Below are 22913 nucleotides of genomic sequence, written 5' to 3'. Positions count from 1 at the left end.
TCATTTTAATTATTGCCATCGGGGTGGCATTGTAGGCACGCTGTGCTTACGTACTCATAATCAGCAACTTCGCTATGGTCATTGTTGGTCTCAGTTTGTCCATGACAGGTAAAACAAGTGAAATCTGCATAACTGGCCGGGTTGGCATGACATTCAATACAATCGTTCCACGCTTCACCTTCTCTATGTTTTCCAGTATAAATGGGGAAGTATTGTCCATCATGGTCAAATTCGGCTGGTGTCCAACCAGGATTTGTTGTGTGGCAGGCGATACAATCTGTTGGGAAGTTAGCCGCTAAATGATTAGGATCATTCGTTTGATCGTAATCATCTTGGTGACAGCTAACACAATCCGGTGAAAGACCAGTGTAGGAACCATTGGTATGGCATTGTGCACAATCCTGAATATCATGTCCCAAAGTCAATGGAAAAAAGTCGTGATTAATCGTTGCAGGCGTCCAGCCAGGATTGGTGGTATGGCAAGTCACACAATCTGTTGAGAACCCTGAAGTTGAGTGATTGGGATCATTAGTTTGATCATAATCACTTTGATGACAGCTTACACAATCTGGCGAAGCATCCGAATAATTATCAGTCGTATGGCACTGCGTACAGTCCTGAATGTCATGGCCCAAGGTAAGTGGAAAAAAATCGTGGTTTATGTTCGCAGGAGTCCATCCTGGGTTGGTTGTATGGCAAGCCGCACAATCCGTTGAGAATCCGGAAGTTGAATGGTTTGGATCACTGGTCTGATCATAATCACTTTGATGACAGCTCACACATTCTGGGGATGCATCTGCATAATTGTCTGTGGTATGGCATTGTGTACAATCTTCAATGTCGTGACCTAATGTCAATGGGAAAAAGTCATGATTGCCAATATCTGCAGGTGACCAACCTGGATTGGTAGTATGACAAGATGCACAATCTGTTGAAAATCCACTGGTTTGGTGATTTGGGTCTTGCGTTGCCATATAGTCATCTTGATGACAGCTTACACATTCTGGTGAAGCATCCGAATAATTATCAGTTGTATGGCATTGTGTACAGTCCTGAATATCATGTCCTTCTGTTAAAGGAAAAAAATCGTGGTTTATACTTTCTGAGTCCCACCCAAACCCTAAAGGATTATGGCATTCAATGCAGTCAGTAGAATAACCAGCAGTTGTATGATTGGGACTTTGTGTACTCGCATAATCATCTTGATGGCAACTTATACAATCATTACCAATTCTATCAAAACGTAATGAGGTTTCGGAAGTATGGCATTCAACACAACTTAAATTACCATGTGACCCTATTAATGGAAAACCGTTTGCTTCATGCAGTTCAGGAATATTGTCGACCAACCAGGTTTCTGAATCATGGCATTGCATACAATCATTTCCAACAGATTGGCTATGCACATCGGTGTGGCATGAGGCACATTCCATAGGTGCTTGATCAAAAACATTGGAACTATGGCACAATTTACAATCGGTTTGTTGGTGGGTTCCTTCTAATTGATAGTCGGTCTTATCGTGATCAAATTGAATGGTTTGCATGTTAATTGTCCAACCCGATGGGTTATGACAACGCACACAGTCCATCTTCAACTGCTCACCATGTGGTGATTGGCCGAGAATGGGGGCAATTCCCATTAACATAACCACTATTATAAGTGACAGTCGATACATCTAAACTTTTGAATTTTATAAATTACTTCAATTTCGCCATTGGCACTGGCAACCTCATGGCAAGCACTACATTGAATTTTTGCATGTTCTCCCTCTAAAGGAAAATCGGTCAAATCGTGATTGAAAGTTTCCGGAAACCAACTGCTGGTCACATGACATCGTGTACAGTCCGTAACGCCGTCAATGGCAAAGGTTTCGTCATGTTTGTTTTCATGACAAGAAATGCACTTTGTATCTAAGTTAGCGAATTTCTGTTCGGTATTTGTCTTATTATCAGCTATTTCGACGAAATGGCATTCCCTACAGGACACTTCAGTATGTTTGCCGGTTAGCTGCCAGCTGGTTTGGTCATGGTTAAAAGCAACAGCTGTCCAGGCATCATTTACATGGCAAATTCTGCAATCATCTTGGGGATAATACTTTTCACTGATATAGCCCTCGTGTATATCTTGGTGACAATCAACACAGGTCTCACCCAGGTTTCTGAATGTCCATCTATCGTCATCCTCACTTACATGGCAGGCAAAACAAGGAGTTGCATTGTGTGCACCTTCAAGAGGGAATTTTGTTTCCTGGTGTTGTTCCAAAGTATAAAGGCTGTAATCAAATCCTTTCTCCAAGGAATGACATTGTACGCAATCGGGTGACACATCATTTTCCTTGAAATCACCTCGGTGATAATCATCATGGCAATTGGTACATGCAGTAAAATCAATGGGTGTGGTGAACCTTTTTTTATGACATTGCTTGCAATCAACTTCAATATGTTTTCCTTCCAGTGGGTAGTCAGTTACTGTATGATCAAAGAAATCCATGGCGCGCAAAGACAAGAAACTACTTTCCTTATGGCATTTTACACAGTCCGTACCGAATTTTTCGTCATGAACATCTTCGTGGCAGCTTACGCAGTTATTTTCATTAAAACTTCGTTGGTCCTGAAAAACATCCAGAGGATCACTGGTTTTGGAATGACAGCTAAAACAATCTTCGGTTTTATGCTTTCCCCTTAATGTGAAATCGGTAAGATTATGGTCAAAATTCCCTTTACCAACGAAATCGGAAAAAGCCGATTCAGTATGGCATTGAATGCATTGTCCTTCCAGTTGATTGTTATGTGGATCATCATGACATGAAATACAATCATTGAATGACAAATCGGTAAATTCTTGAAATTCCTTGCCGTTTTTAATAGTTTTTTGATGACATTCAAGACAATCTACATTGTCATGTTCCCCTTTTAGTTGAAATTGAGCCTCATCATGGTCAAACTTTGGAGCTGGCTTAAAACCTTCCATACCATGGCAATCAACACAAGTGTTGGCCAACGTATTCTGATGATAATCATCGTGGCATGATAGGCAGATTTCATCAAGCCCTAAAAAAGTATTTTTTCTTTTCTTGATTTCTGAATCAGCGATGTTTTCTGAAACATGACATTTTCTACAATCCATTTGCTCATGTTTGCCCTCCAGTTTATAACCCGTAAGATTGTGATTAAAGTTATCTTCATCAAACCGTATCATATCAAATTTACGCCCGTGATGATCACTATGGCATTCAAAACAATCTTGTGCTTTTACAGTGGATTCCGCATGATAACCACTATTGATATTAATAAGTGATTGAATCTCAGTATGACATTCCAAGCATTTTTTATCGGACACTTTATCCCCTAGATCGTGACAAAGGGTGCAATTGCTCATTCCTTCAAATTGGGCATGGGAATTGGTAAGGTCACCAGGCGAAATTTGGCCATATGAAAGGCTTACAGCCAGAATAAATAAAAACGATATGTGCTTTAGGTCAATGCTCAAATAATTATCAATGTTTTTTCAATATATGCCCGTGCCGTTTTGTGATTTCTATTCCGGCATTTTGTAAAAAGTTGGTTGGCAACTCTCCGCCGGCAAAGATATAGACCATGTCATTCTCAAATTCAAGGGTTTCGCCATCTTCCATTTTAATCAGAACGCTTTGCTCATTAATGGACATTAAGTTGGAATTATATACGACCTGAATCGAGTTATCGGCTATTGCCTGTTCCATTTTTTCCCTGTTCTTTGGTTTGAGTCTTGAAAACTTATCCTTTCTATAGGAAAGTGTAACCTCATTTTCATTGGTTAGGAGTAATGCTGACTCAATGGCAGAATCCCCTCCACCAACAACAATAATTTTTTTATTTGAAATAAGTTCAGGTTCCAATAAGCGATATGCTACTTTTTGTATATCCTCACCAGGTACTCCAAGTTTTCTTGGTGTTCCTCTACGACCTATTGACAGTAGTACTTGATTACATAAATACTCCTGATTGGTATTCGTTGTTATTTTAAATGTTTCATCCGCTGATGGAACAATGCTTTCTACTTTGGTATGTTCTATTATTTCTAAATCGTGTTCGGCAATCACTTTTTTCCATAATTGAAGTAATTCATCTTTTGAGGTATCATATAATTTTGCTTTTCCATATAGCGGAAGGTTCATTGGTGCTGTCATGACGATTTTAGATCTTGGAAAAGTATAAACCGTACCTCCTAAGGAATCTTGCTCCAATGTAATGGCCGATAACCCATGTTCTTTAGCGGCAAGAGTTGCGGAAATCCCTGCTGGTCCTGCCCCGATGATTACTACATCGAGAACATTTTCTTTGGATGGCTTTTTGTTTTTGACAATACTTTGCATTGCCTGTTGCCCTTGTTCCACGCTATTTTTAATCAATCCCATACCACCTAATTCTCCGGCAATGTACATGCCCTTGATGTTGGTCTCATACTCCTCGCTAACATGCGGTAGGTCAATGCCTCTTTTTTCTGTACCTATCCTAAGTGAAATGGCTTCCACGGGACAAGAATGAAAACATGCACCATGTCCAATACAGTTAGAGGTGTTGATGACTGTTGCAATTCCGTTTTCAATACCGAGAATGTCTTTTTCAGGGCATGCAGTAATACAAGCCCCGCTTCCAATACACTCATTTAAATCAATATAGGGATATAGGGAAACAGGTTCAAAAAGCCCTTCTTCTTTTGCGACAACTACCTTTTTGACGGTTTCCATCGTTTTGTTTTTCTTCCTCTGGAGATAAATATAGACGGTCAGGCCACATAGTAAGAATACTGTGCCGTAAACGAGCAATTGTTCCAATAAAACGTCATTCATCGGATTATGTGTTAGGTTGTGTTAACTAAACAACTTAAATAGAGATTACCCTACCTAATTAGAATATCCATTTATAACCAAAAGCCAATGTTACTCCTATATGGATTACAACAATGACCAGCATAATCAATGCAAATGGCATATGGGCAACATGCCAATATTTAAAAAGCTGTTGCATTGATTGTAATCTTGATATTTTTTTGGAAAGTGAAATTTCATTTTTCACCATTTTGAGGATGTTGTTTCTGTCTGATTTGGGAAGGTCTTTTCTATTCAATACTTTTTTCAGATAGCTTAATTTTTTTCTATTGTCAGTAGTGTTTTCTTCACTCATTAAATCAGATATTATATCCAAAGTATTTGATTCCAGATTGAATTTTTGGTGCAGTACTACAGCCAAATCCGTTTTCATTTCCTTGAGTTCATTCATTGTCATTTGCCTTCCTTCAATGGTTTTCGGAATTTGGTTATAGATAAACCTACCGGCAACACCGCTAAGAACCACGGCCACCATACTCCAAAATGCTACTGAAACAATTCCACCGAACTTGAATGCGGTATGGAATAAGACCAAAATAGGACCTAGGGTACATAGAAAGATATGAAACTCCAATAAATATTTTAGTCGTATATGTTTTGACAAGAATCCATAGCGCTTTCGAGCAATATAGATAGTTACCCCGAAGAGAATCATTAGGGTGCCAACTATTCCTAAACCTTGGCCATAAATGCCACTTGGTTTAAACCAAGTATGGTTAGGGTGGTAAAATCGTTCTTCAAGCGAGGTATTATAATAGTTGAACCCTACATAAAATAAGTAGATAGTCGCGAATACTGTAATAACGACCATGATCGTTATATACGCAATATGTACGGACTTTTTCACAAAAATATAAACTGATAAATGCCAAAAATGTTGTGTGTAAAAGGCTTAAATCTGAATTCAAATTATTCAACTGCAATACCATTAAAACTAATGATCATTCGGGTGGGGGTGTTCCCATTGTTTCCTATATGGTCTTTGTAATAATTTTGTAGCTTCGGGGTCATTCATTACTATAAGTTTTTTAGAATCGTAAACCAGCGGCCTTTGAACTTTCATTGCCATATTGGCTAAAATACAGCTAGCAGAGGAAATATGCCCCTCTTCAATATCAGCGATTGGTTTAGTTCCCTTGTCAATAGCAGCTAGAAAATCTATCATATGCAACCTTGTGGCAGGTGCGGCATTCAATTCAATATCCTTTTCCGTAAGGTCTTCAGGGTATTTTTCTTTTTCATAAATCACATCAAAATGAATTGGATTTCCTTCACCATGTGGTATAAAGTCAGCTTTCATTGTACTTCCCTTAAAAGTGCCTTTTTCACCATAAAGCTTAAATGACCAGGGATATTCTGGATCTGCAGGCGTACCCCATGTTCTGTGGTTCCAAACACAATTGAGATTTTCATATTCAAATATTGCGGTTTGAGTATCGGCAGTATTCGATTTACCATTTTTTTGCACATAAATACCTCCAGACGAAGTAATTCGTTTAGGCCAACCTAAATCAAGCATCCAACGAACTGTATCGAACATATGGACGCACATATCCCCCATAATGCCATTGCTGTATTCCATAAAAGTTCGCCACCACCCACGATGTGGTAAACCATCAAAAGGTCTTAAAGGAGCTGGGCCTGTCCACATTTCATAATCAAAATAATCTGGGACCGGCTGAATAGGAGGGTTTCCATTTGCTCTCATATGATAATAACAACACATTTCAACATGTGATATTTTACCCAACAAACCTGTATCCACAATTTGTTTTTTTGCTTCGATTAAATGTGGCGTACTTTTTCGTTGTGTGCCTACTTGAACCACTCGGTTATATTTTCTTGCCGTTGCAACCAAAGCTTCACCTTCAATCACATCTACACTAATAGGCTTTTGAATATATACATGTGCACCAGCTTTCATGGCTTCAATACCTTGAAGTGCATGCCAATGGTCTGGACTCCCGATGAGTACGATGTCCAAATCCTTTTCTGCTAGCATTTTACGATAATCAGAATAGAGTCGAGGTTTTTTACCAGAACTTTGTCTAAGACTTACCAAATTAGCAGCATCGGTCAAGAGATTTTGATCAACATCACAAAGGGAAACTACCTCTACATTGGCTACTTGAATTAATCTAAATAAATCACTCTTGCCATACCAACCTGTTCCTATAAGCCCGACACGTAGAGGTTTGCCGGAATGCATTAAATCAAGGCCATAAGCACCGAATGATGATAAAATCAACGAAGCTGAGGTGCCTTTTATAAAATTCCGACGATTAATTAAGAAAGGAGTAGAATCCATGATATTGTTTTTAAATCATCTGTCTTAAAGATACCTAAAAAGAATCAATAGAAACTAGGGTAGAAAAACCATAAAGGAATTATATTTAAAACAAACAACACCTCCTTAGGTGTATCGGAGGTGTTGTGTTTAAACAAAAAAACTAACTCAATAAACTATTTTAAACTTAGACTTATTCCATTTTGTCACAATAGGCTTCACTTTTACTTATGCTAAGCCGTATTCTACTCATATATTGGCAAATACTGCGCAAATTGTATACAACAGATATATTACAATAAGTGACTATAAATTCAATATTTTATTGAATAATTGGCTATTTTGCCCACTTAATAGTGCATATTGATGACATACCTAAACCAAATTTAATTAAATAGTCACTATTTAATTGATAGAATATTGTCATATGAACAGCAAATAGAATCAAAATAAGAAGTGTGGATATACTAAAAAAAATTCATAGAGAAATAGTTACAATGTCGTCCGAGGATAGTTTTTTGGTAGAGGATAGAACCAAGGAATATTTTGATTATCCGATACACTATCACCCAGAGTTCGAATTGAATTTTGTTCTGAACGGTAAAGGGGTACGCAGAATCGTAGGTGACAGTATGGAAGAAATTGGGGAGATCGAGCTTGTTTTAGTTGGGCCCAACCTATATCATGTTTGGGAACAACATGAATGCACCAATAAGAAGATCAGAGAGGTGACCATACAATTTCACAATGATCTGTTTGTGGATTCATTGCTTAATAGGAGTGTTATGCGGCCAATTAAGGATATGTTTGAGCGCTCTTCACATGGTATTTTGTTCTCTGAGGAAGTTTCCAACTCTCTGAAAAATAGATTGCTCAAAGTTTCAAAAATGGGAGGAATGGACAATTTTATGGAACTGCTTTCTATTTTATATGATTTAGCTATCTCACGAAATCAAAGATTGTTGTCAACATTAACGCCCCAACCACCCAACTTTGAACATAGCAACAAAATAAAGAAGTTATACGAGTTTGTACAAAAGAACTATTCTAGAAAAATAACCCTAACAGAAGCTGCCAATCTAGTGAATATGAGTAATGTTTCATTCAATAGATTTGTAAAGAAAAGAACAGGTAAGACCTTTGTTGATTATCTTAACGAAGTACGTATTGGCTATGCCTCTAAGTTTTTAATTGAGCAGGATCTAGGTATTTCTGAAATCGCTTTTATCTGTGGGTTTAATAGTATAGCCAATTTCAATAGAGTTTTTAAAAAGAATAAGAGTAGGACCCCAACCCAGTTCAGAGGCGATTTTCAAGGTATAAAGAAGGTGTTGTAATTGTTTTAGACGGAAAGTTTCTTTAGGACCTCAATTAAAGCCCGGCTATTATGATAAGGGCCTTTCCAAGGTCCAACTTTGTCTTCAAAGGCATAAGGTTTACCTTCTGGGTTTACTCGAAAGAACCATTCGCCATTTTTATGGTCAATAATATGTTTTTTTATATAGCGCCAAATCTGAATTGCTGTATTATAATAAGTCTTGTCTTTTGTGATTTTCCAAGTATAGATTAGTCCAACCATTGCTTCAGCCTGGGGCCACCAATGTTTGTCCATGTCGACCTCGCCATTTGTCCCATCTTTAGAATTCCAAACTCCATAATCTTCGTCCAATGCTTCAGCAATGAAGGTATCCGAGATATTGATTAATTCATTCTTGTTTTTTTCAACCAATACAGAATCATTTATAGTTTCTGCTGCTTTTAATAATAACCATCCAACTTCAATATCGTGACCAAAAGAAATTTCTGAAGAAAGTGTTTGCCATTTGGTGTCAAAGAACAATTTCAATTGATGATTTTTTGTGACGATATGTTTTGTGAACATACTCATCAATCCCTTTAAAGTTGTTTTTATTTCTGGATTTTTAGAAACTTCATACAGTGTGGTATATGCCTCTAGGATATGTAAATGTGTATTTGTAGTAATGGGCGCATTTAGGTCCTTCTCACTCAATCGTAAATCCTCAATTGGGCTCCAATCTTTGTCAAACGCTTCAATATATGCATCAAATTCAAGACTATAGGCTTTTGTTTCAAGCAATTGATAAATTTCCAAAGCCCAGCTTAACGCCTTATTATTTCTGGAGTACTTGTAATACTCAGCAAGGGCATAAATGCAAAACGCTTGGGCATAACTTTGTTTTCTTTTATTGGCTGGGTTCCCCTCATAATCTACTTCCCAGAAAACTCCTCCATATTCCTTGTCGTTAAAATATTGAAAAAGATAATTGAACGCCCTTTTGCATTCGTCATCATATCTTTTGTCACTATAAAAATTACTGGCCCTCGAAAAAGTCCAAAGTATACGAGTGTTTAAGATTATTCCTTTATTGGCTTTTTTAATTACTTCGTTGTCATTATTAATTTGACCATGAAAACCACCAAATTGGGCATCTTTCGTATTGTTTTGCCAATAGTCAAGGATGTTTGTCAGTTCTATTTCCAATTGTGCGGAAATCTCGATGGAATCATCTAAGGTCATGGAAATAAAAGCTTTTAAGTTTCTTAGTGGAATCCTTTGTTATTATCGATCAATTCAAGGATATTTTCGACCGATCCATTTGAAGTAAGTTTGTCCTTTGGTGTATTCATACAATAATCAACTAGAATATCGATGGTTGTTTTGGCTACGTGCATTCGCGTATCAGAAGAGGCGTAGTAGATAAACACATCACCATTTTCATCTTCAATCCAACCGTTAGAAAAGAGGACATTGCCAACATCCCCAATAATTTCCTGGCTATCAGGAGCCATAAAATAACCACCGGGTTGATAGGTTACCTCAGTTAGGTTCTCTAAATCTGTCATGAACATATAAAGAACATAACGCAATCCAGCAGCGGTATTTCTTACCCCATGTGCCAAGTGAAGCCAGCCATGATTGGTTTTCAAAGGAGAAGGTCCCTGACCATTCTTCAATTCGTAAATAGTGTGATACGCCTTGGGATTGATAATAAATTCTTCATCAACCCGAGGTACTGTCATGTCTTCTATATACCCAATGCCAATTCCACCGCCGGCTCCAGTTTCAATAAAACCATCTTGAGGTCTCGTGTACAGCGCATATTTTCCCTGTACGAATTCGGGATGTATGGTAACATTTCGTTGTTGGTTCGAGCCAGAAATTAAATCGGGTAGACGTTCCCAAATCATTAGATCTTTTGATCTAATGATTCCCGCATTAGCAATTGCGGAAGAAGTATCCCCCGCTGGGGCATTTGGGTCTTTGCGCTCGGTACAGAAGATGCCATATACATAACCGTCTTCATGTAGGGTAAGCCTCATATCATAAACATTCACATCAGGGTCTTCCGTTTGGGGCAGTAGTATAGGTTTGTCCCAAAACTTAAAATTATCAATGCCATTATCGCTTTCTGCAAGAGCAAAAAATGATTTACGGTCTTTACCTTCCACTCTTAAAGCTAAGACGTATTTATTTTTCCATTTGATGGCGCCAGCATTGAAAATTGCATTAACACCAATACGTTCCAATCCTTTTGGGTTAGTCTTTGGATCGAGATCATAGCGCCAATGTAACGGAATATGTTCCGCTGTCAATATTGGATATTTATACTTTTTGAAAATCCCGGATGGATGTGAAATTTCTAGATTCTTCCTTTTTTGCAATTCATTATGTTCATCATATAAATCCTGAATTGATTCAGTTATATTTTGGTTGTTTTGATCGGGCATGGTAAAACGTATATTTTTATTTAATTCTATTTTATTTGACTCAGAGCTTTAAGAAAGAGAACATTTTCTTTGGCATGGAATTTTATAAAATCTTCACTGCTTTTTTGTCCTTTAAATGGAGCGAAGTAGTGATCTGGCCATGCATTCCGCCAGAAAAGTGCCCAAGATATACCTTTGTTCGCAATATTCTTATGAAGAACCTCCGTCCACCAGCTTTCTTCACTGACCATATTCAAACCACCTTCGGTCATGGCGTAGGGTTTATTTTTTTTGCTTTCCTAATTTTCCAAGAAGGTCGAGATTGGTATTCAATATTTCTATGTATTCCGATGTGCCGTTCTTGTGATAGAGGTCCATTCCGAGAATATCAACATAATCGTCGCCGGGATAAAAATCCAAATACTCTTTTTCACTCTTCACTGCATCACTTGAGTAGCAATAAAGGAGGTTATGTACATTATGGGTGTTCGTAAAAAACTCAAATGTTTCTCGCCATAACAGTTTAAAATCCTTAGGAGTGCAATTACCTTGTCCCCACCAAAACCAGGAACCGTTCATTTCATGATAGGGTCGAAATACGACAGGGATAGATTTTCCCGATTTGGTTTTAAGGCTTTTTATAAAACCAGCGATTCTGGTCAACCAAGCTCTGTATTTGGGGCTTAGTAGACCTCCTTCCAATACTTGTGAAACTGCAGGAGAAGGGTCCCATGCTGATTTTTTGGTCACGGGATTATCTGGATGCCAGCTGATTGTAATAATCCCACCATCATTGTGTGCCTTTTTAATAAGCTTTCGCATTAAGTCAAAATTGACTGTGTCCAGATTATGGCTATGGCCTAATTCAAGATGTCCCAATTCAAATCCGTAAATGGCAGGATGGTCACCCACAACTTCATGAACATCACTTTTATAAATATCTCCCTCATTTTTCCAGCCCATTCCGTAAGCAGTTGCATCTTGATGACCAAATGCATAACCTGAATTTGGGATTGCCCTAATTCGTTGCATCAAATATCTTGATGAAATATCAGCTTGTTTATCAGCCAATTCAATACTTTTAGCTTGTTTCAATAGAGCTGTTTTACAGGAGATGAATGTTGTTCCCAAGACAATGATTAAAGCGTATTTATACAAAACTCTCAGCATATTTAAAATTAAATGATCGACTAAGATCTATTCAATACTATTCTATCATATTATTGGTGAAAATATGCAGTTGTTATTGGCTGATCGACTTTTTATCCAAATATCGGATAATCCATAGTATACTATTTTATAATCCAATTTCATTTTTTTTAGCTTTAATATGCGATTGGTTTGGTCTATTCTTTTTTGTCAATAAGTACTCATTTTATATCAATTCTATCCTGAAGTTGTGTAGTTAGCTAAAAATTAAGCCAATTATTGGTTTTAATTTTTAACTTCGGAAAATAACTAATCAGGTAATATGCAAATAAAAGAATCATCAGAAATATACGATGTCATTATTGTAGGTTCGGGTGCAGGAGGTGGCATGGCTACCAAACAATTGGCCGATGCCGGTTTTAACGTAGCTGTTGTTGAGGCAGGTCCGTTTTTTGATCCGGCAAATCCTGAACAGCAAACCCAATTGAAATGGCCTTATGAATCGCCCCGTAGAGGTGCATCTAAAACCCGTGCCTTTGGTGAATGGGACATGGCGTACGGTGGCTGGGAGATTGAAGGTGAGCCCTATACACATGCTGAAGGAACAAAGTTCGATTGGTTTCGTTCCCATATGTTGGGAGGGCGTACTAATCACTGGGGACGTATCTCGTTGCGTTTTGGTCCGAAGGATTTTAAAGGTAAAACCCGAGATGGCCACGGCGAGGATTGGCCTATTGGTTACGAGGATATAAAGCCTTACTACGATAAGGTAGACAAATTAATAGGGGTTTTTGGAACAAATGAGGGGAGAGAGAATGATCCAGATGGTTTTTTTCTGCCTCCACCAAAACCTAGATTACACGAATTGTTTTATATCAATGGGGCAAAAAAATCTGGAATACCGGTTATTCCAAGTAGGATGTCAATGTTGACAAAAAAAATCAACAATGACCGTGGTACTTGTTTTTATTGTGGACAATGTTCAAGATCATGTTCTGTTTATGCGGATTTCTCTGCTGGCAGTTGTTTGATATTTCCAGCACAGAAAAGCGGAGGTCAGGTGAAAATTTTTGTTAACTCTGTTGTTAGGGAAGTGACAACGAATGAAGAAGGTAAAGCTACCGGGGTTTCTTATATAAGTAAAGATGATAGAAAAGAATATAAGTTAAAGGCAAAGGTTGTTGTATTGGCCGCTTCTGCCTGTAGTTCAGCTCGCATACTTCTAAACTCAAAAAGTAAGCAACATCCAAATGGTTTGGGTAATAGCAGTAATCATGTGGGCAAATACCTTCATGATTCCACAGGTGCTAGTAGAGCAGGTTTTATTCCTGGACTAATGAACAGAAAACCATCATATAATGAGGATGGCGTTGGCGGTATGCACGTTTATTCGCCGTGGTGGGGTGATAATAAAAAATTGAATTTCCCTAGAGGGTATCATATTGAAATTTGGGGAGGAATGGGTATGCCAAATTACGGCTTTGGTTATAGTCCAAATGAATTCAATAAGTTCTTTGACCTACCTGTTGGTGGATACGGTGATTCATTGAGAGATGATGTTAAAAAGTATTATGGTTCTGTTCTCGGTTTTGGTGGCAGGGGAGAAGCAATCGCAAGAAAAGATAATTACTGTGAAATAGACCCGACGACTTTAGATCAGTTTGGTATTCCCGTACTTAAATTCCATTATAAATGGACGGATTTTGAAATAAACCAGGCCAAACATATGCAAGATACTTTTGAAGAATTACTGCATAATATGGGAGGCGAACCTTTAGGTGAAAAACCAGGAGAAGAGAGTGATCATGGCCTGTTAACGCCTGGAAGAATAATTCATGAAGTAGGCACAACCCGTATGGGGAACGACCCTAAGACCTCCGTTACAAACAAATTTCAACAATTACATGATGTAGACAATGTGTTTATTGTAGATGCAGGACCTTTTGTTTCCCAAGCAGATAAGAATTGTACGTGGACCATTTTGGCTCTTTCTTGGAGGGCGTCAGATTTTATTATTGAACAATTGAAACAGCAAAATATCTAAGAAATGGATAGAAGAAAAAGTTTACAGACTATTATTCTTGGAGCCGGTGCAGCCTCTACCGGTTTGGTTTTTCAGGGATGTAATCCCGAGGAAGGACCTACAGTTGAGGAAAACATCAGCAAGGGAGCAGAAAAGTTTTTTGGAAGAACTCCCGAAGAATTGGAACTGATTGATAAATTGAACTCCGAACAGTTGTTCAATGCGCATGAAATGGAAACAATTGCTGTTTTGACCACAGTTATACTTCCACCCAAAGAACCAAATGGTGGCCCTATTGAGGCAGAAGTACCGGCATTTATTGAATTCATAGGCAAGGATTATCCTGAAATGCAAATGACCCTGCTAGGTGGTCTTATGTGGTTAGATCATAAATGTAATACTGAATTCAATCTTGAATTTAAATCAGCAAGTCTTGAACAGCAAAAAGGTATATTGGATACAATTGCTTTTCATGATGTTGAGGTTCCACTGGAAAAACAACCCCTTGAAATACAGTTTTTTCATTTGATGAGAGGACTTACCGTAACCGGATATTATACTTCCAAGGTTGGTATTGCAGATTTAGGGTATAAAGGCAATATGCCCAATGTTTGGGATGGTGTTCCAGAGGATGTTTTAGAGCAACACGGAGTGGCTTATGACACTGATTGGATAGCAAAATGTGTAGATCAAAGTAAAAGAGGCATTATTGCCGAGTGGGATGATGAAGGAAATTTATTAACGTAAATCGGATTGAAAATGAAAAACAAAATAATAGTAATTCTTGCATTGATTGTATCGCAAATAGGTATTCAACAATTAGCTGCCCAAGAATTTGGAATCCAATTGTATAGTTTAAGAAATCAATTCAAAAAAGATGTTTCAGGATCATTAAAGACGATTAGTGAGTGGGGGTTGACCAATTTGGAAGGTGGTGACACCTATGGTCTCTCTTTTGAGGAATTTGATGGTTTGCTAAATGAATTTGAATTGGATGTTGTTAGTGTGGGAGCATCATATGATGATTTAAAGAATAAATCCGAAGAGGTTTTGGCAAATGCCAAGAGGTTCAGTGCAAACTTTGTAATGTGCCCTTGGATTCCACATAAAGGAAATGAATTTAATATAGAGAATGTCAAAGAAGCGGTGAAGGTTTTCAATAATGCAGGAAAATTATTTAAAGAAGCAGGGATTACATTAGCCTATCATGCCCATGGTTATGAATTTAGACCTTACAAAAATGATACACTATTTGATTATATGGTCGAAAACGCCCAATTTTTTGCTTTTGAAATGGATGTGTTTTGGGTACAACATGGCGGTGTAGACCCAATGGCGTTGCTTAATAAGTACCCTGAAAAATTTGTTCTTTTTCATTTGAAAGATATGGCCAAAAGTGTGGTTGGCAATAACACAGGTCATGAAGATGTAGAAACCAATGTGGTTCTGGGAACCGGTCAGGTCGATATTGAAGGTGTTGTTAAAAGAGCTAGGGAAATCGGAATCGCTAAATATATGTTCATTGAGGACGAGTGTTCAAGAGTGATGCAACAAGTGCCAGAAAGTCTTGAATTTATTAAAGGTATTGAGTAATGGAATCCCCCAGGGTTATTATTGCCTCATATCTTTGTTTGCTGTCCTTGATGTTAGGAGCTTGTACAAGCAATGCTGAGGAAAAAAAGGAAAACAGGCCACCGAATATCATTTGGTTGGTAGCCGAGGATCAGTCCCCTGATTTTTTTCCGATGTACGGGGATAGCACTATTTCATTACCGAATATTGAATCACTTGCGACAGACGGAGTAATTTTTGACAATGCCTTTTCACCCGTTCCGGTATGCGCCCCGGCCCGTAGTGCTTTGATAACGGGTATGTACCCTACAACTTTAGGTACACATAATATGCGGACTTACAAAGCATGGGGCAATGAAAATGAACCCACAATTAAAATTCCTAACTATTCGCCAATTGCTCCTGATGGAGTGAAGATGTTCACAGAATATCTTAGAAAAGAAGGATATTACTGTGCCAACGGCCCAAAGGAGGACTATAATTTTGCTAAGACAGAAGGTTCATGGGATGAGAGTAGTAAAGATCGTCATTGGAAAAATCGGAAGCCAGACCAACCTTTCTTTACGGTATTCAATTTTGGAGTTTGTCATGAATCGCAAATTTGGAAAAGAAGAAAGGATTCTCTTTTTGTTGATCCAATGGAAGTTCCCGTTCCGCCATATTTTCCTGATACAGATGTTGTTAGACACGATTTAGCTGTAAATTATAGTAATTTAAAACGATTGGATGATCAGATTGGTGTTGTCATACAGCAACTCAAAGAGGACGGCCTTTATGAAAACAGCATCATTTTCTTTTATGGTGATCATGGCGGGCCTTTTCCACGCCATAAAAGAGCCCTTTATGATACAGGAATCAAAGTGCCGCTGACCATAAAATTCCCCAAAAATGATAATGCAGGGAGTCGAGATGATCGTTTGATCAGTTTTATTGATTTTGCACCAACAGTTCTTTCTTTGGCTGAAATAGAACCACCAAAAGTCATGCAGGGAAAAGCGCAACTCGGTGAATTTGAAGTAACAAAAAAACCAGGTTACACCTTTCATTCTTCTGACCGATTTGATGAATTGTATGATCGCCTAAGAGCAGTAAGATCAAAAAGATATAAGTATATAAAGAGTTTTGACACAGAAATCAGTCATGCCATACCTGTTTCGTATCGTGAGCAAATGCCCATGATGAACGAACTTCGAAAACTATATGCTCAGGGATTATTGAATGATGAACAGGCCTTTTGGTTAAATGATACAAAACCTGAAGAAGAGTTGTATGATTTGAAAAATGACCCTTACGAGTTGAATAATTTGGTTGGGCATCAAGAATTCGGGGATACACTCAGGGTTATGCGAAATGTCTTAAAAGAATGGATTGATAAAACCAAAGATCTTGGCCAATTTGCAGAAACTGATTTAATCGAAAAATGGATACCAAATGGAAAACAGCCTCAGCTACCTCCTTTGGAGATGGAAGAAAATGATAAAGGAATCAGATTGATTTCAAAAAAAGCTGATGCAACCATTGTTTGGAAGCACCCAAAAGATACAGTTTGGAACATCTATGACAATCTTATTTCGAAAGGTGTTGAATTTGAAGCCAAAGCTGGTCGCATTGGATATCAGGAAAGTGAACTGTTGATTAATGATTAATATCTAATCCAATCGCTTAAATAGTAGTAAACGTACATCAATAACGGCGCTACCTTTTATTTCAAGGGCCTTTAAAGTCAATTTACCTTTTCCGTTGTTAAGTTTTATTTTGCCCATTTTCATAGACTTAAAGTCTTTAACGTAAGATTCAATCCGCGGGTCCCGATCATTTTCCATCCCTGTTAACGGTGGGTCATGGGGCTCGGTTATTGTGGTTGAAAGTTCGTTTTTATTATGGGTGAGCTTTAATGTTGCTCCAACATTTTCGGCTGCACAGGTGTAGTAAAGCTCAACCTCAAATTCACCATCGGCTAAAACTTCCACATCCCAGGTGATTTTATCGTCAAGACTGGTCCAATTGGTAAAAAAGGTATTATTGGGATGGCGATTACTTCTTTTAATATTCCCATGGGGAATCCCATCTCTTGCTGGTATTTGTGTATATATAAAATCAGGATGCCCCAAGGTAAATGGACGTTTATTTTCTGGTTTTACAGTGACAGCATCTTTAAGCCATATATTTTTGATATTTACCAAAGAATCCGTTAATTGGGGTAATTCAGATGATAGATCTGTCCTTTGCCCAATATCATTTTGCATGTCATAAAGACGATTTTCATTGTCTAGTCGGTACTTCTGGGTTCTAATACTTGTTTTGCCTCGCCAATGATTAACAATATGTCTCGACTCCCAGGTAGGGTTTTTATCAGCAATGAGTGTTTTTAGATCTTTTCCGTCAATTGATTTAATTGTTGGTTGGTTGATGCCAGCTAAACTGGTCAAAGTTGGTAGAATATCAATTGCCCCGGCTATTTGAGAAATCTTTTTATTCTTGGGAATAGTGTTTTTCCATTGTATGAAAAAAGGAGAACGTACACCACCTTCGTCTGTTGATCCTTTTCTGCCTCGCATTCCACCATTCCAACGCCATCCATTAGGTCCATTATCCGAGAGGTATACGATTATCGTATTTTCCTCAAGTCCCAATTCTTTTAATTTATTGGTTAATCTACCCATATTAAAATCAATATTTTCTACCATGGCCAACGCAGCTCTTGTAAAATTTTCAGATTCTTCTTCGTTTCCTTGATAACGCATGTCAAGCTTTTTCTTTTCAAAGCGTTCCCAATATTCATTTGGCACTTGCATTGGGCTATGTGGGGTGTTGTAGGGTAGGTATAAAAAGAATGGATTGTTTTTGTTTTCAGTAATGAAGTCAAGGCCTTTATTGGTAAGGTCATCAACCAAGAAACCCTCTCCTTTTACAATTTCTCCATTGTGCTCGAGCATTGGACTAAAATAATTCCCCCAGTGACCTGAAGTGAATCCATAATAATCATCAAAGCCCCTTGAATTGGGGTGATAAGGTGGTTGCATACCACTATGCCATTTACCATAAGCTGTAGTTTTGTAACCTGCTTTTTTAAAGATTTCCGCGATTGTAGTCTCTTTACTATTGAAACGTTCTCCACCTGTTGATGTTGAATACACCCCTAATCGTGCTGCATACTTGCCAGTTAAAAGCTCTGCCCTAGTGGGTGAGCATACAGGTTGAACATAAAAGTTTTGAAAGGACGCACCATTTTTGGCAATGGCATCAATGTTTGGTGTGGATAAATTGGTGTTGCCATTGAAGCTTAAATCACCCCAGCCTTGATCGTCGGTCATGATTAAAACAACATTTGGTTTTGTTTGAATCTCATTTTTTTCCTTGGTTTTCTTTTCACAGGAAACAATGAATAAAGTTAAAAGCAGAATAAAGATATTACGCATATCAATCTTTTTTGATTGCAAGACCTACCATTGAATCAGCTGTGCCATAGTATAAGAACCATTTGTCTTGGAAATAGACCAAGCCTTCGATAAAGGTTGTTCCAGCTTTATACTGTCCTGTTATTTCATGTGGCAGATCTGGGCAGATAAAAGGTGTTTCCAACCGGTCAAGAACTTTAGTTGGCTCATTTTTATCGAATAATACCTGACCTCCACAATAGGTTCCTTCGGCGACTTTAGTTGTTGCTCCCTCACCACTTAAATTTTTTCCGTTGTAAAGAAGTAGGATTCCATTTTCGGTATAAATAGCGGGTGGCCCTGGTTCGGTCAAATGACTATCAAATTTCTTTAGAGACGGTTTGAACACGTGCATAAGTTCTCCGGCTGATTCCAGAACTGGTTCCCAATCTATTCCATCATCAGACAGCGCCAAATTTACAAAAAGCTCCCCCCAATACATATGATACTTACCATTGATTTTTTTTGCAATCAATCTTCCATCTTTTAATTCGGTGACGATTGAACCTGATTTACTCCATATATTCAAAAATCTACCTTGGTGGGCACTTTCAAATACAGGACCGTGCTTTGTCCAATTCCTCAAGTCTGTGGAACTTGCACTTGAAAGTCTGGCAACATCCTTGTTCCAACTTGTATAGAGCATAATATAAGTGCCGTCTGGGGTTTCAACAATTCGAGGGTCTTCTATTCCCCCCGGTTGGTCCCATTTGCTGAAATCATCATTATCAGGATATAGTACAGGCTCTGGATACTTAGTAAAGTTTATTCCATCTAAACTATAGCCAAGGCCTATTCTTGATGTTCTTCCTCCCAGAATAGCTTCGGGATTATCCTCGGCCCTAAATAGCATGAAAACTGTATCATTTCTTACGATAGCTCCAGGATTGAAAACATCGGCCTTTTGCCATTGTACATTTACTTGGGTGATTGGGTCGATAAATGAATAGCTGGAATCAGCTACCATTATTGGATTGATGTCGGTCTTTTCAAATCCAAGCATCCATTTTTCATTTGGCACTGCATTATTTGCAGCCGCGGCAGGTTTTTCTTGTTTACAAGACAATAGACTAATTGCAGTAAAAAACACGAGTAGAGCTCTTAAATTCATAGAGGTTTCATTTAAATTCGGTGACTTTGGTTGTTCACAAAACAAAGAAATATATGTAACTTGACTTTTCTTTTTATAATTATTTAAAGATAACGGATTCGAAGTATCAATAGGAAAGATGAGTAGATTTATTTTATTATTCTGTTTGATTTTAATCGGGGGATGCAAAGAGCATCCAACTAATAAAAATCTTGAACCTTCAACAAGGGCCATAACGGTTGATTCTATCAAAATTGAAAAGGTAATTGAAGAGAAGTTCAAAACTTATAATGGACTGGCCGATACCACGTTTGTTCGATTGGCAGATTTTAGTGTCGGTTTCGCTTATGATATGCGCTATGCCACTAAAAATAATTTTTTAAAAGAGAAAGTCTATGATTGCGCCGAATGCTATACCCGTGTAAAAACTGCAAAAGCCTTGATAAAAGCGAATAAGGCATTTAAGAAAAGTGGTGTCAAGATAAAATTCTTTGATTGCTATAGACCAAATTCAGTTCAGTATAAAATGTGGGAGCTTGTGCCCAACCCACAGTATGTGGCCAATCCAGTAAAAGGTTCAATACATAATAAAGGAGGTGCGGTAGATATAACTTTGGTCACCCTTCAAGGCGAAGAATTGGATATGGGGACCGATTTTGATTTTTTTGGTAAAAGAGCATATCACGATAATTTAGATTTACCCAAAGAAATTCTGGATAATAGGAAGCTTTTAAAAGAGACCATGGAAAAGCACGGATTTTGGTCAACAAGAACAGAGTGGTGGCACTACAATTTGCAAGGAGCCCACAAAGATCCAATTGCAAATTTTAAATGGGATTGTTCAACAGAAAATTAAAGATTTATGAAAAATATAGTTTTAGTATTAATGCTTACAGTGGGTTCAATGAATGCGCAAGATACTATTGTTCCACTTTGGCCGAAGAATAGTGTTCCAAATTATATTGAATCTGAAGAAAGAGAGGTTCTTGTTCGAGGAGATGATCTTGACCGAATAAGTAAAGTACAAGAACCCACTATTGAGGTTTATTTACCTGCAAAGGCTAATGCCAATGGGCAAGCCATGTTGATTTTTCCTGGTGGGGGCTACCAAATTTTAGCATATGATTGGGAAGGAACGGATATTGCTAAATTTTTAAATGGAAAAGGAGTCGCAGGAATTGTAGTAAAGTATCGAATGCCTTCTTCAGTTTCACAAAAAGACAAGCATCTGGTACCATTGATTGATGCACAACGAGCTATTCGCTTGGTTAGAAATATGTCCAGTGAATTGAATATTGAAACAGATAAAATCGGAATAATCGGGTTTTCTGCAGGTGGGCATTTGGCATCTACTTTGGGCACCCATTTTGATGAAAAAGTATATGAATCCATTGATGAAATAGATAAAATAAGTGCCAGACCAAACTTTATGGCTTTAGGGTACCCAGTTATATCAATGAAAAGTATGATGACTCATAAAGGGTCTAAAGAAAAATTGGCCAACAAAAATGCAAAGCCTTCCATAGTAGAGTATTTTTCCAATGAAGAACAGGTAACTGAAGATACACCGCCTACCTTTCTATTTCATGCATCTGATGACAAAGTTGTTCCCGTTGAGAATAGTTTGGCCTTTTATAGGGCGTTGATAGAGAAAGGGGTTTCAGCAACAATGCATATCTATCCAAAAGGAGGACATGGATTTTCTTTAGCTCGAAACGATTTACACCTAAGGGGATGGACAGAGCGAATGTTCGAGTGGATTGAAAGTTTGGAATGAGAGTTATTTTTTCAAAAAAGATAGATCGTTATCAATTCTACTTTTATATTTTTGCAATCCAATTTCGGGATGTAGCGCAGTCCGGTAGCGCACTCGGCTGGGGGTCGAGTGGTCGCAGGTTCAAATCCTGTCATCCCGACGATCCATTTTTCAAGTATAAAAAAACCCCGTTAATCAGCTGATTAACAGGGTTTTTTTATGAATTTACCTATTATCACAATATACCCAGTAAACATGGTAAATTCAATTAGTTGTTTTTTAATATAAGAGTGGTCTGCCCTTGTTTGCTATTATGTAGTTGATTATTTGAACCATGATCTGAATAACGAGCTGTCAAAACAAGAATACTTTTTTCATGATCTGACCCAGGTTGTTCCATTGTTTTGATAGTCCCTGCAATTCCAGTTAAATAGTTTTTGTCTGAATCGGAATTATTTTCCAAAATCCAATATACCATTTCCTGCACTTGGTCAACCTTCAAATCTGGGTGGGGAGGCATTTTTTCATCACCCCAAATAGAAGTGCCCCCGGCAATTATTTTTTCAGTGAGAAATTCTATTGCTTTTTCATTCTTTTTGTATTTCGTAGCAATTTGTTCAAACGAAGGCCCAATTAGTTTTCCTTTGGCACTGTGACAACTAAAGCATGTTGAACGACTCATCTCGACTAACGAGCTATAGTTTGTCTTAGATTCTTTGGTCAAATATGGTTTTATCTCTGAAGAGCTTTTCAGATACTTCGCTATTAAAAGAACTTCAGTTGGATTAATCTCGTCGTATTCCGAATTACCATCCTCATAATCTGAAACGTGTATGATATAAGGTAATAAGGAGTTCCGACTAAATGAGCTAAAGTCTTTTGGAGCAACAAACTTAACTATTGGAGGACTGTTTTCCTGTATTTGAAACTGCGAAAAACCAATGGTAAAATAGAAGAAAACAAAAAGAATTACCGCTATGATATAAAATCGTTGCATTT

Annotated in this window: 19 protein-coding genes and 1 tRNA gene; 8 read left to right on the top strand and 12 right to left on the bottom strand. The window is 37.9% G+C overall.

What is annotated here, in order from left to right:
• Positions 1–5: 5 nt before the first annotated feature.
• The 5 genes from FB2170_RS15690 to FB2170_RS15670 form a co-directional block, all read right to left on the bottom strand.
• Positions 6–1676, bottom strand: coding sequence for a cytochrome c3 family protein (locus FB2170_RS15690; RefSeq protein ID WP_148232120.1), 1671 nt, complete (start codon positions 1674–1676; stop codon positions 6–8).
• Positions 1655–3379, bottom strand: coding sequence for a cytochrome c3 family protein (locus FB2170_RS15685; protein ID WP_158306098.1), 1725 nt, complete (start codon positions 3377–3379; stop codon positions 1655–1657). The genes FB2170_RS15690 and FB2170_RS15685 overlap by 22 nt, the downstream gene beginning before the upstream one ends.
• A gap of 118 nt (positions 3380–3497) precedes the next feature.
• Positions 3498–4832 carry an NAD(P)-binding domain-containing protein gene (locus FB2170_RS15680; protein WP_041632907.1) on the bottom strand — a complete coding sequence of 445 codons (1335 nt, stop codon included), beginning with the start codon at positions 4830–4832 and terminating at the stop codon, positions 3498–3500.
• Between the two features lie 58 nt (positions 4833–4890).
• A complete protein-coding gene (locus FB2170_RS15675) occupies positions 4891–5718 on the bottom strand; it encodes a hypothetical protein (RefSeq protein ID WP_041632906.1) in 828 nt (275 codons plus the stop codon).
• Positions 5719–5805: 87 nt separating this feature from the next.
• Entirely contained in the window at positions 5806–7179 is a 1374-nt protein-coding gene (locus FB2170_RS15670; protein ID WP_013307577.1) for a Gfo/Idh/MocA family protein, read from the bottom strand.
• A gap of 437 nt (positions 7180–7616) precedes the next feature.
• Between FB2170_RS15670 and FB2170_RS15665 the strand changes: the two genes are divergently transcribed.
• Complete coding sequence (locus FB2170_RS15665; protein WP_237701143.1) at positions 7617–8495, top strand: AraC family transcriptional regulator; 879 nt, start codon at positions 7617–7619, stop codon at positions 8493–8495.
• Positions 8496–8500: 5 nt separating this feature from the next.
• Here FB2170_RS15665 and FB2170_RS15660 read toward each other — a convergent pair whose 3' ends face one another.
• Genes FB2170_RS15660 through FB2170_RS15650 form a run of 4 tightly spaced genes read right to left on the bottom strand, consistent with a single transcriptional unit; the run spans position 8501 to position 12057 of the window.
• A complete protein-coding gene (locus tag FB2170_RS15660) occupies positions 8501–9697 on the bottom strand; it encodes an AGE family epimerase/isomerase (protein WP_013307575.1) in 1197 nt (398 codons plus the stop codon).
• A gap of 23 nt (positions 9698–9720) precedes the next feature.
• Entirely contained in the window at positions 9721–10908 is a 1188-nt protein-coding gene (locus tag FB2170_RS15655; RefSeq protein ID WP_013307574.1) for a glycosidase, read from the bottom strand.
• Positions 10909–10934: 26 nt separating this feature from the next.
• Complete coding sequence (locus tag FB2170_RS17080) at positions 10935–11159, bottom strand: hypothetical protein (protein ID WP_049782657.1); 225 nt, start codon at positions 11157–11159, stop codon at positions 10935–10937.
• Between the two features lie 10 nt (positions 11160–11169).
• Entirely contained in the window at positions 11170–12057 is an 888-nt protein-coding gene (locus tag FB2170_RS15650; RefSeq protein ID WP_049782656.1) for a glycoside hydrolase family 26 protein, read from the bottom strand.
• 301 nt (positions 12058–12358) lie between these two features.
• Here FB2170_RS15650 and FB2170_RS15645 point away from each other — a divergent pair, with 301 nt between their 5' ends.
• Genes FB2170_RS15645 through FB2170_RS15630 form a run of 4 tightly spaced genes read left to right on the top strand, consistent with a single transcriptional unit; the run spans position 12359 to position 17277 of the window.
• Positions 12359–14080 carry a GMC family oxidoreductase gene (locus FB2170_RS15645; RefSeq protein WP_013307573.1) on the top strand — a complete coding sequence of 574 codons (1722 nt, stop codon included), beginning with the start codon at positions 12359–12361 and terminating at the stop codon, positions 14078–14080.
• A gap of 3 nt (positions 14081–14083) precedes the next feature.
• Positions 14084–14806, top strand: a complete 723-nt coding sequence (locus tag FB2170_RS15640; RefSeq protein WP_013307572.1) for a gluconate 2-dehydrogenase subunit 3 family protein — start codon at positions 14084–14086, stop codon at positions 14804–14806.
• A gap of 12 nt (positions 14807–14818) precedes the next feature.
• A complete protein-coding gene (locus FB2170_RS15635; RefSeq protein ID WP_013307571.1) occupies positions 14819–15652 on the top strand; it encodes a sugar phosphate isomerase/epimerase family protein in 834 nt (277 codons plus the stop codon).
• Entirely contained in the window at positions 15652–17277 is a 1626-nt protein-coding gene (locus tag FB2170_RS15630; RefSeq protein WP_013307570.1) for a sulfatase, read from the top strand. Before FB2170_RS15635 ends, FB2170_RS15630 begins: the two co-directional genes overlap by 1 nt.
• A gap of 3 nt (positions 17278–17280) precedes the next feature.
• Here the strand turns inward: FB2170_RS15630 and FB2170_RS15625 are convergent, their stop codons facing one another.
• Both FB2170_RS15625 and FB2170_RS15620 read right to left on the bottom strand, forming a co-directional pair.
• The gene (locus FB2170_RS15625) at positions 17281–19050 is read right to left on the bottom strand and encodes an arylsulfatase (protein WP_041632905.1); all 1770 of its coding nucleotides are present in this window, start codon (positions 19048–19050) and stop codon (positions 17281–17283) included.
• A 1-nt stretch (position 19051) separates the two neighbouring features.
• Positions 19052–20179, bottom strand: a complete 1128-nt coding sequence (locus tag FB2170_RS15620; RefSeq protein ID WP_013307568.1) for a glycoside hydrolase family 130 protein — start codon at positions 20177–20179, stop codon at positions 19052–19054.
• A gap of 118 nt (positions 20180–20297) precedes the next feature.
• Here FB2170_RS15620 and FB2170_RS15615 point away from each other — a divergent pair, with 118 nt between their 5' ends.
• From FB2170_RS15615 to FB2170_RS15605, 3 genes are all read left to right on the top strand, one after another.
• The gene (locus FB2170_RS15615) at positions 20298–21014 is read left to right on the top strand and encodes a M15 family metallopeptidase (RefSeq protein WP_013307567.1); all 717 of its coding nucleotides are present in this window, start codon (positions 20298–20300) and stop codon (positions 21012–21014) included.
• 6 nt (positions 21015–21020) lie between these two features.
• Complete coding sequence (locus FB2170_RS15610) at positions 21021–21935, top strand: alpha/beta hydrolase (protein ID WP_013307566.1); 915 nt, start codon at positions 21021–21023, stop codon at positions 21933–21935.
• Between the two features lie 65 nt (positions 21936–22000).
• A tRNA-Pro gene (locus FB2170_RS15605) sits at positions 22001–22074 on the top strand.
• Positions 22075–22182: 108 nt separating this feature from the next.
• Here FB2170_RS15605 and FB2170_RS15600 read toward each other — a convergent pair.
• The gene (locus tag FB2170_RS15600; RefSeq protein ID WP_013307565.1) at positions 22183–22911 is read right to left on the bottom strand and encodes a c-type cytochrome; all 729 of its coding nucleotides are present in this window, start codon (positions 22909–22911) and stop codon (positions 22183–22185) included.
• Positions 22912–22913: the final 2 nt, after the last annotated feature.

Source organism: Maribacter sp. HTCC2170, assembly GCF_000153165.2.
Classification (GTDB): domain Bacteria; phylum Bacteroidota; class Bacteroidia; order Flavobacteriales; family Flavobacteriaceae; genus Maribacter_A.
This window is presented reverse-complemented; position numbering and strand designations above follow the sequence as displayed.

What these genes read in the sequence shown, in the direction of transcription:
- FB2170_RS15690 (WP_148232120.1), bottom strand. Translation starts at nt 1,676, where the DNA reads ATGTATCGACTGTCACTTATAATAGTGGTTATGTTAATGGGAATTGCC.
- FB2170_RS15685 (WP_158306098.1), bottom strand. Translation starts at nt 3,379, where the DNA reads ATGAGCAATTGCACCCTTTGTCACGATCTAGGGGATAAAGTGTCCGAT.
- FB2170_RS15680 (WP_041632907.1), bottom strand. Translation starts at nt 4,832, where the DNA reads ATGAATGACGTTTTATTGGAACAATTGCTCGTTTACGGCACAGTATTC.
- FB2170_RS15670 (WP_013307577.1), bottom strand. Translation starts at nt 7,179, where the DNA reads ATGGATTCTACTCCTTTCTTAATTAATCGTCGGAATTTTATAAAAGGC.
- FB2170_RS15660 (WP_013307575.1), bottom strand. Translation starts at nt 9,697, where the DNA reads ATGACCTTAGATGATTCCATCGAGATTTCCGCACAATTGGAAATAGAA.
- FB2170_RS15655 (WP_013307574.1), bottom strand. Translation starts at nt 10,908, where the DNA reads ATGCCCGATCAAAACAACCAAAATATAACTGAATCAATTCAGGATTTA.
- FB2170_RS17080 (WP_049782657.1), bottom strand. Translation starts at nt 11,159, where the DNA reads ATGACCGAAGGTGGTTTGAATATGGTCAGTGAAGAAAGCTGGTGGACG.
- FB2170_RS15650 (WP_049782656.1), bottom strand. Translation starts at nt 12,057, where the DNA reads ATGCTGAGAGTTTTGTATAAATACGCTTTAATCATTGTCTTGGGAACA.
- FB2170_RS15645 (WP_013307573.1), top strand. Translation starts at nt 12,359, where the DNA reads ATGCAAATAAAAGAATCATCAGAAATATACGATGTCATTATTGTAGGT.
- FB2170_RS15640 (WP_013307572.1), top strand. Translation starts at nt 14,084, where the DNA reads ATGGATAGAAGAAAAAGTTTACAGACTATTATTCTTGGAGCCGGTGCA.
- FB2170_RS15635 (WP_013307571.1), top strand. Translation starts at nt 14,819, where the DNA reads ATGAAAAACAAAATAATAGTAATTCTTGCATTGATTGTATCGCAAATA.
- FB2170_RS15630 (WP_013307570.1), top strand. Translation starts at nt 15,652, where the DNA reads ATGGAATCCCCCAGGGTTATTATTGCCTCATATCTTTGTTTGCTGTCC.
- FB2170_RS15625 (WP_041632905.1), bottom strand. Translation starts at nt 19,050, where the DNA reads ATGCGTAATATCTTTATTCTGCTTTTAACTTTATTCATTGTTTCCTGT.
- FB2170_RS15620 (WP_013307568.1), bottom strand. Translation starts at nt 20,179, where the DNA reads ATGAATTTAAGAGCTCTACTCGTGTTTTTTACTGCAATTAGTCTATTG.
- FB2170_RS15615 (WP_013307567.1), top strand. Translation starts at nt 20,298, where the DNA reads ATGAGTAGATTTATTTTATTATTCTGTTTGATTTTAATCGGGGGATGC.
- FB2170_RS15610 (WP_013307566.1), top strand. Translation starts at nt 21,021, where the DNA reads ATGAAAAATATAGTTTTAGTATTAATGCTTACAGTGGGTTCAATGAAT.
- FB2170_RS15600 (WP_013307565.1), bottom strand. Translation starts at nt 22,911, where the DNA reads ATGCAACGATTTTATATCATAGCGGTAATTCTTTTTGTTTTCTTCTAT.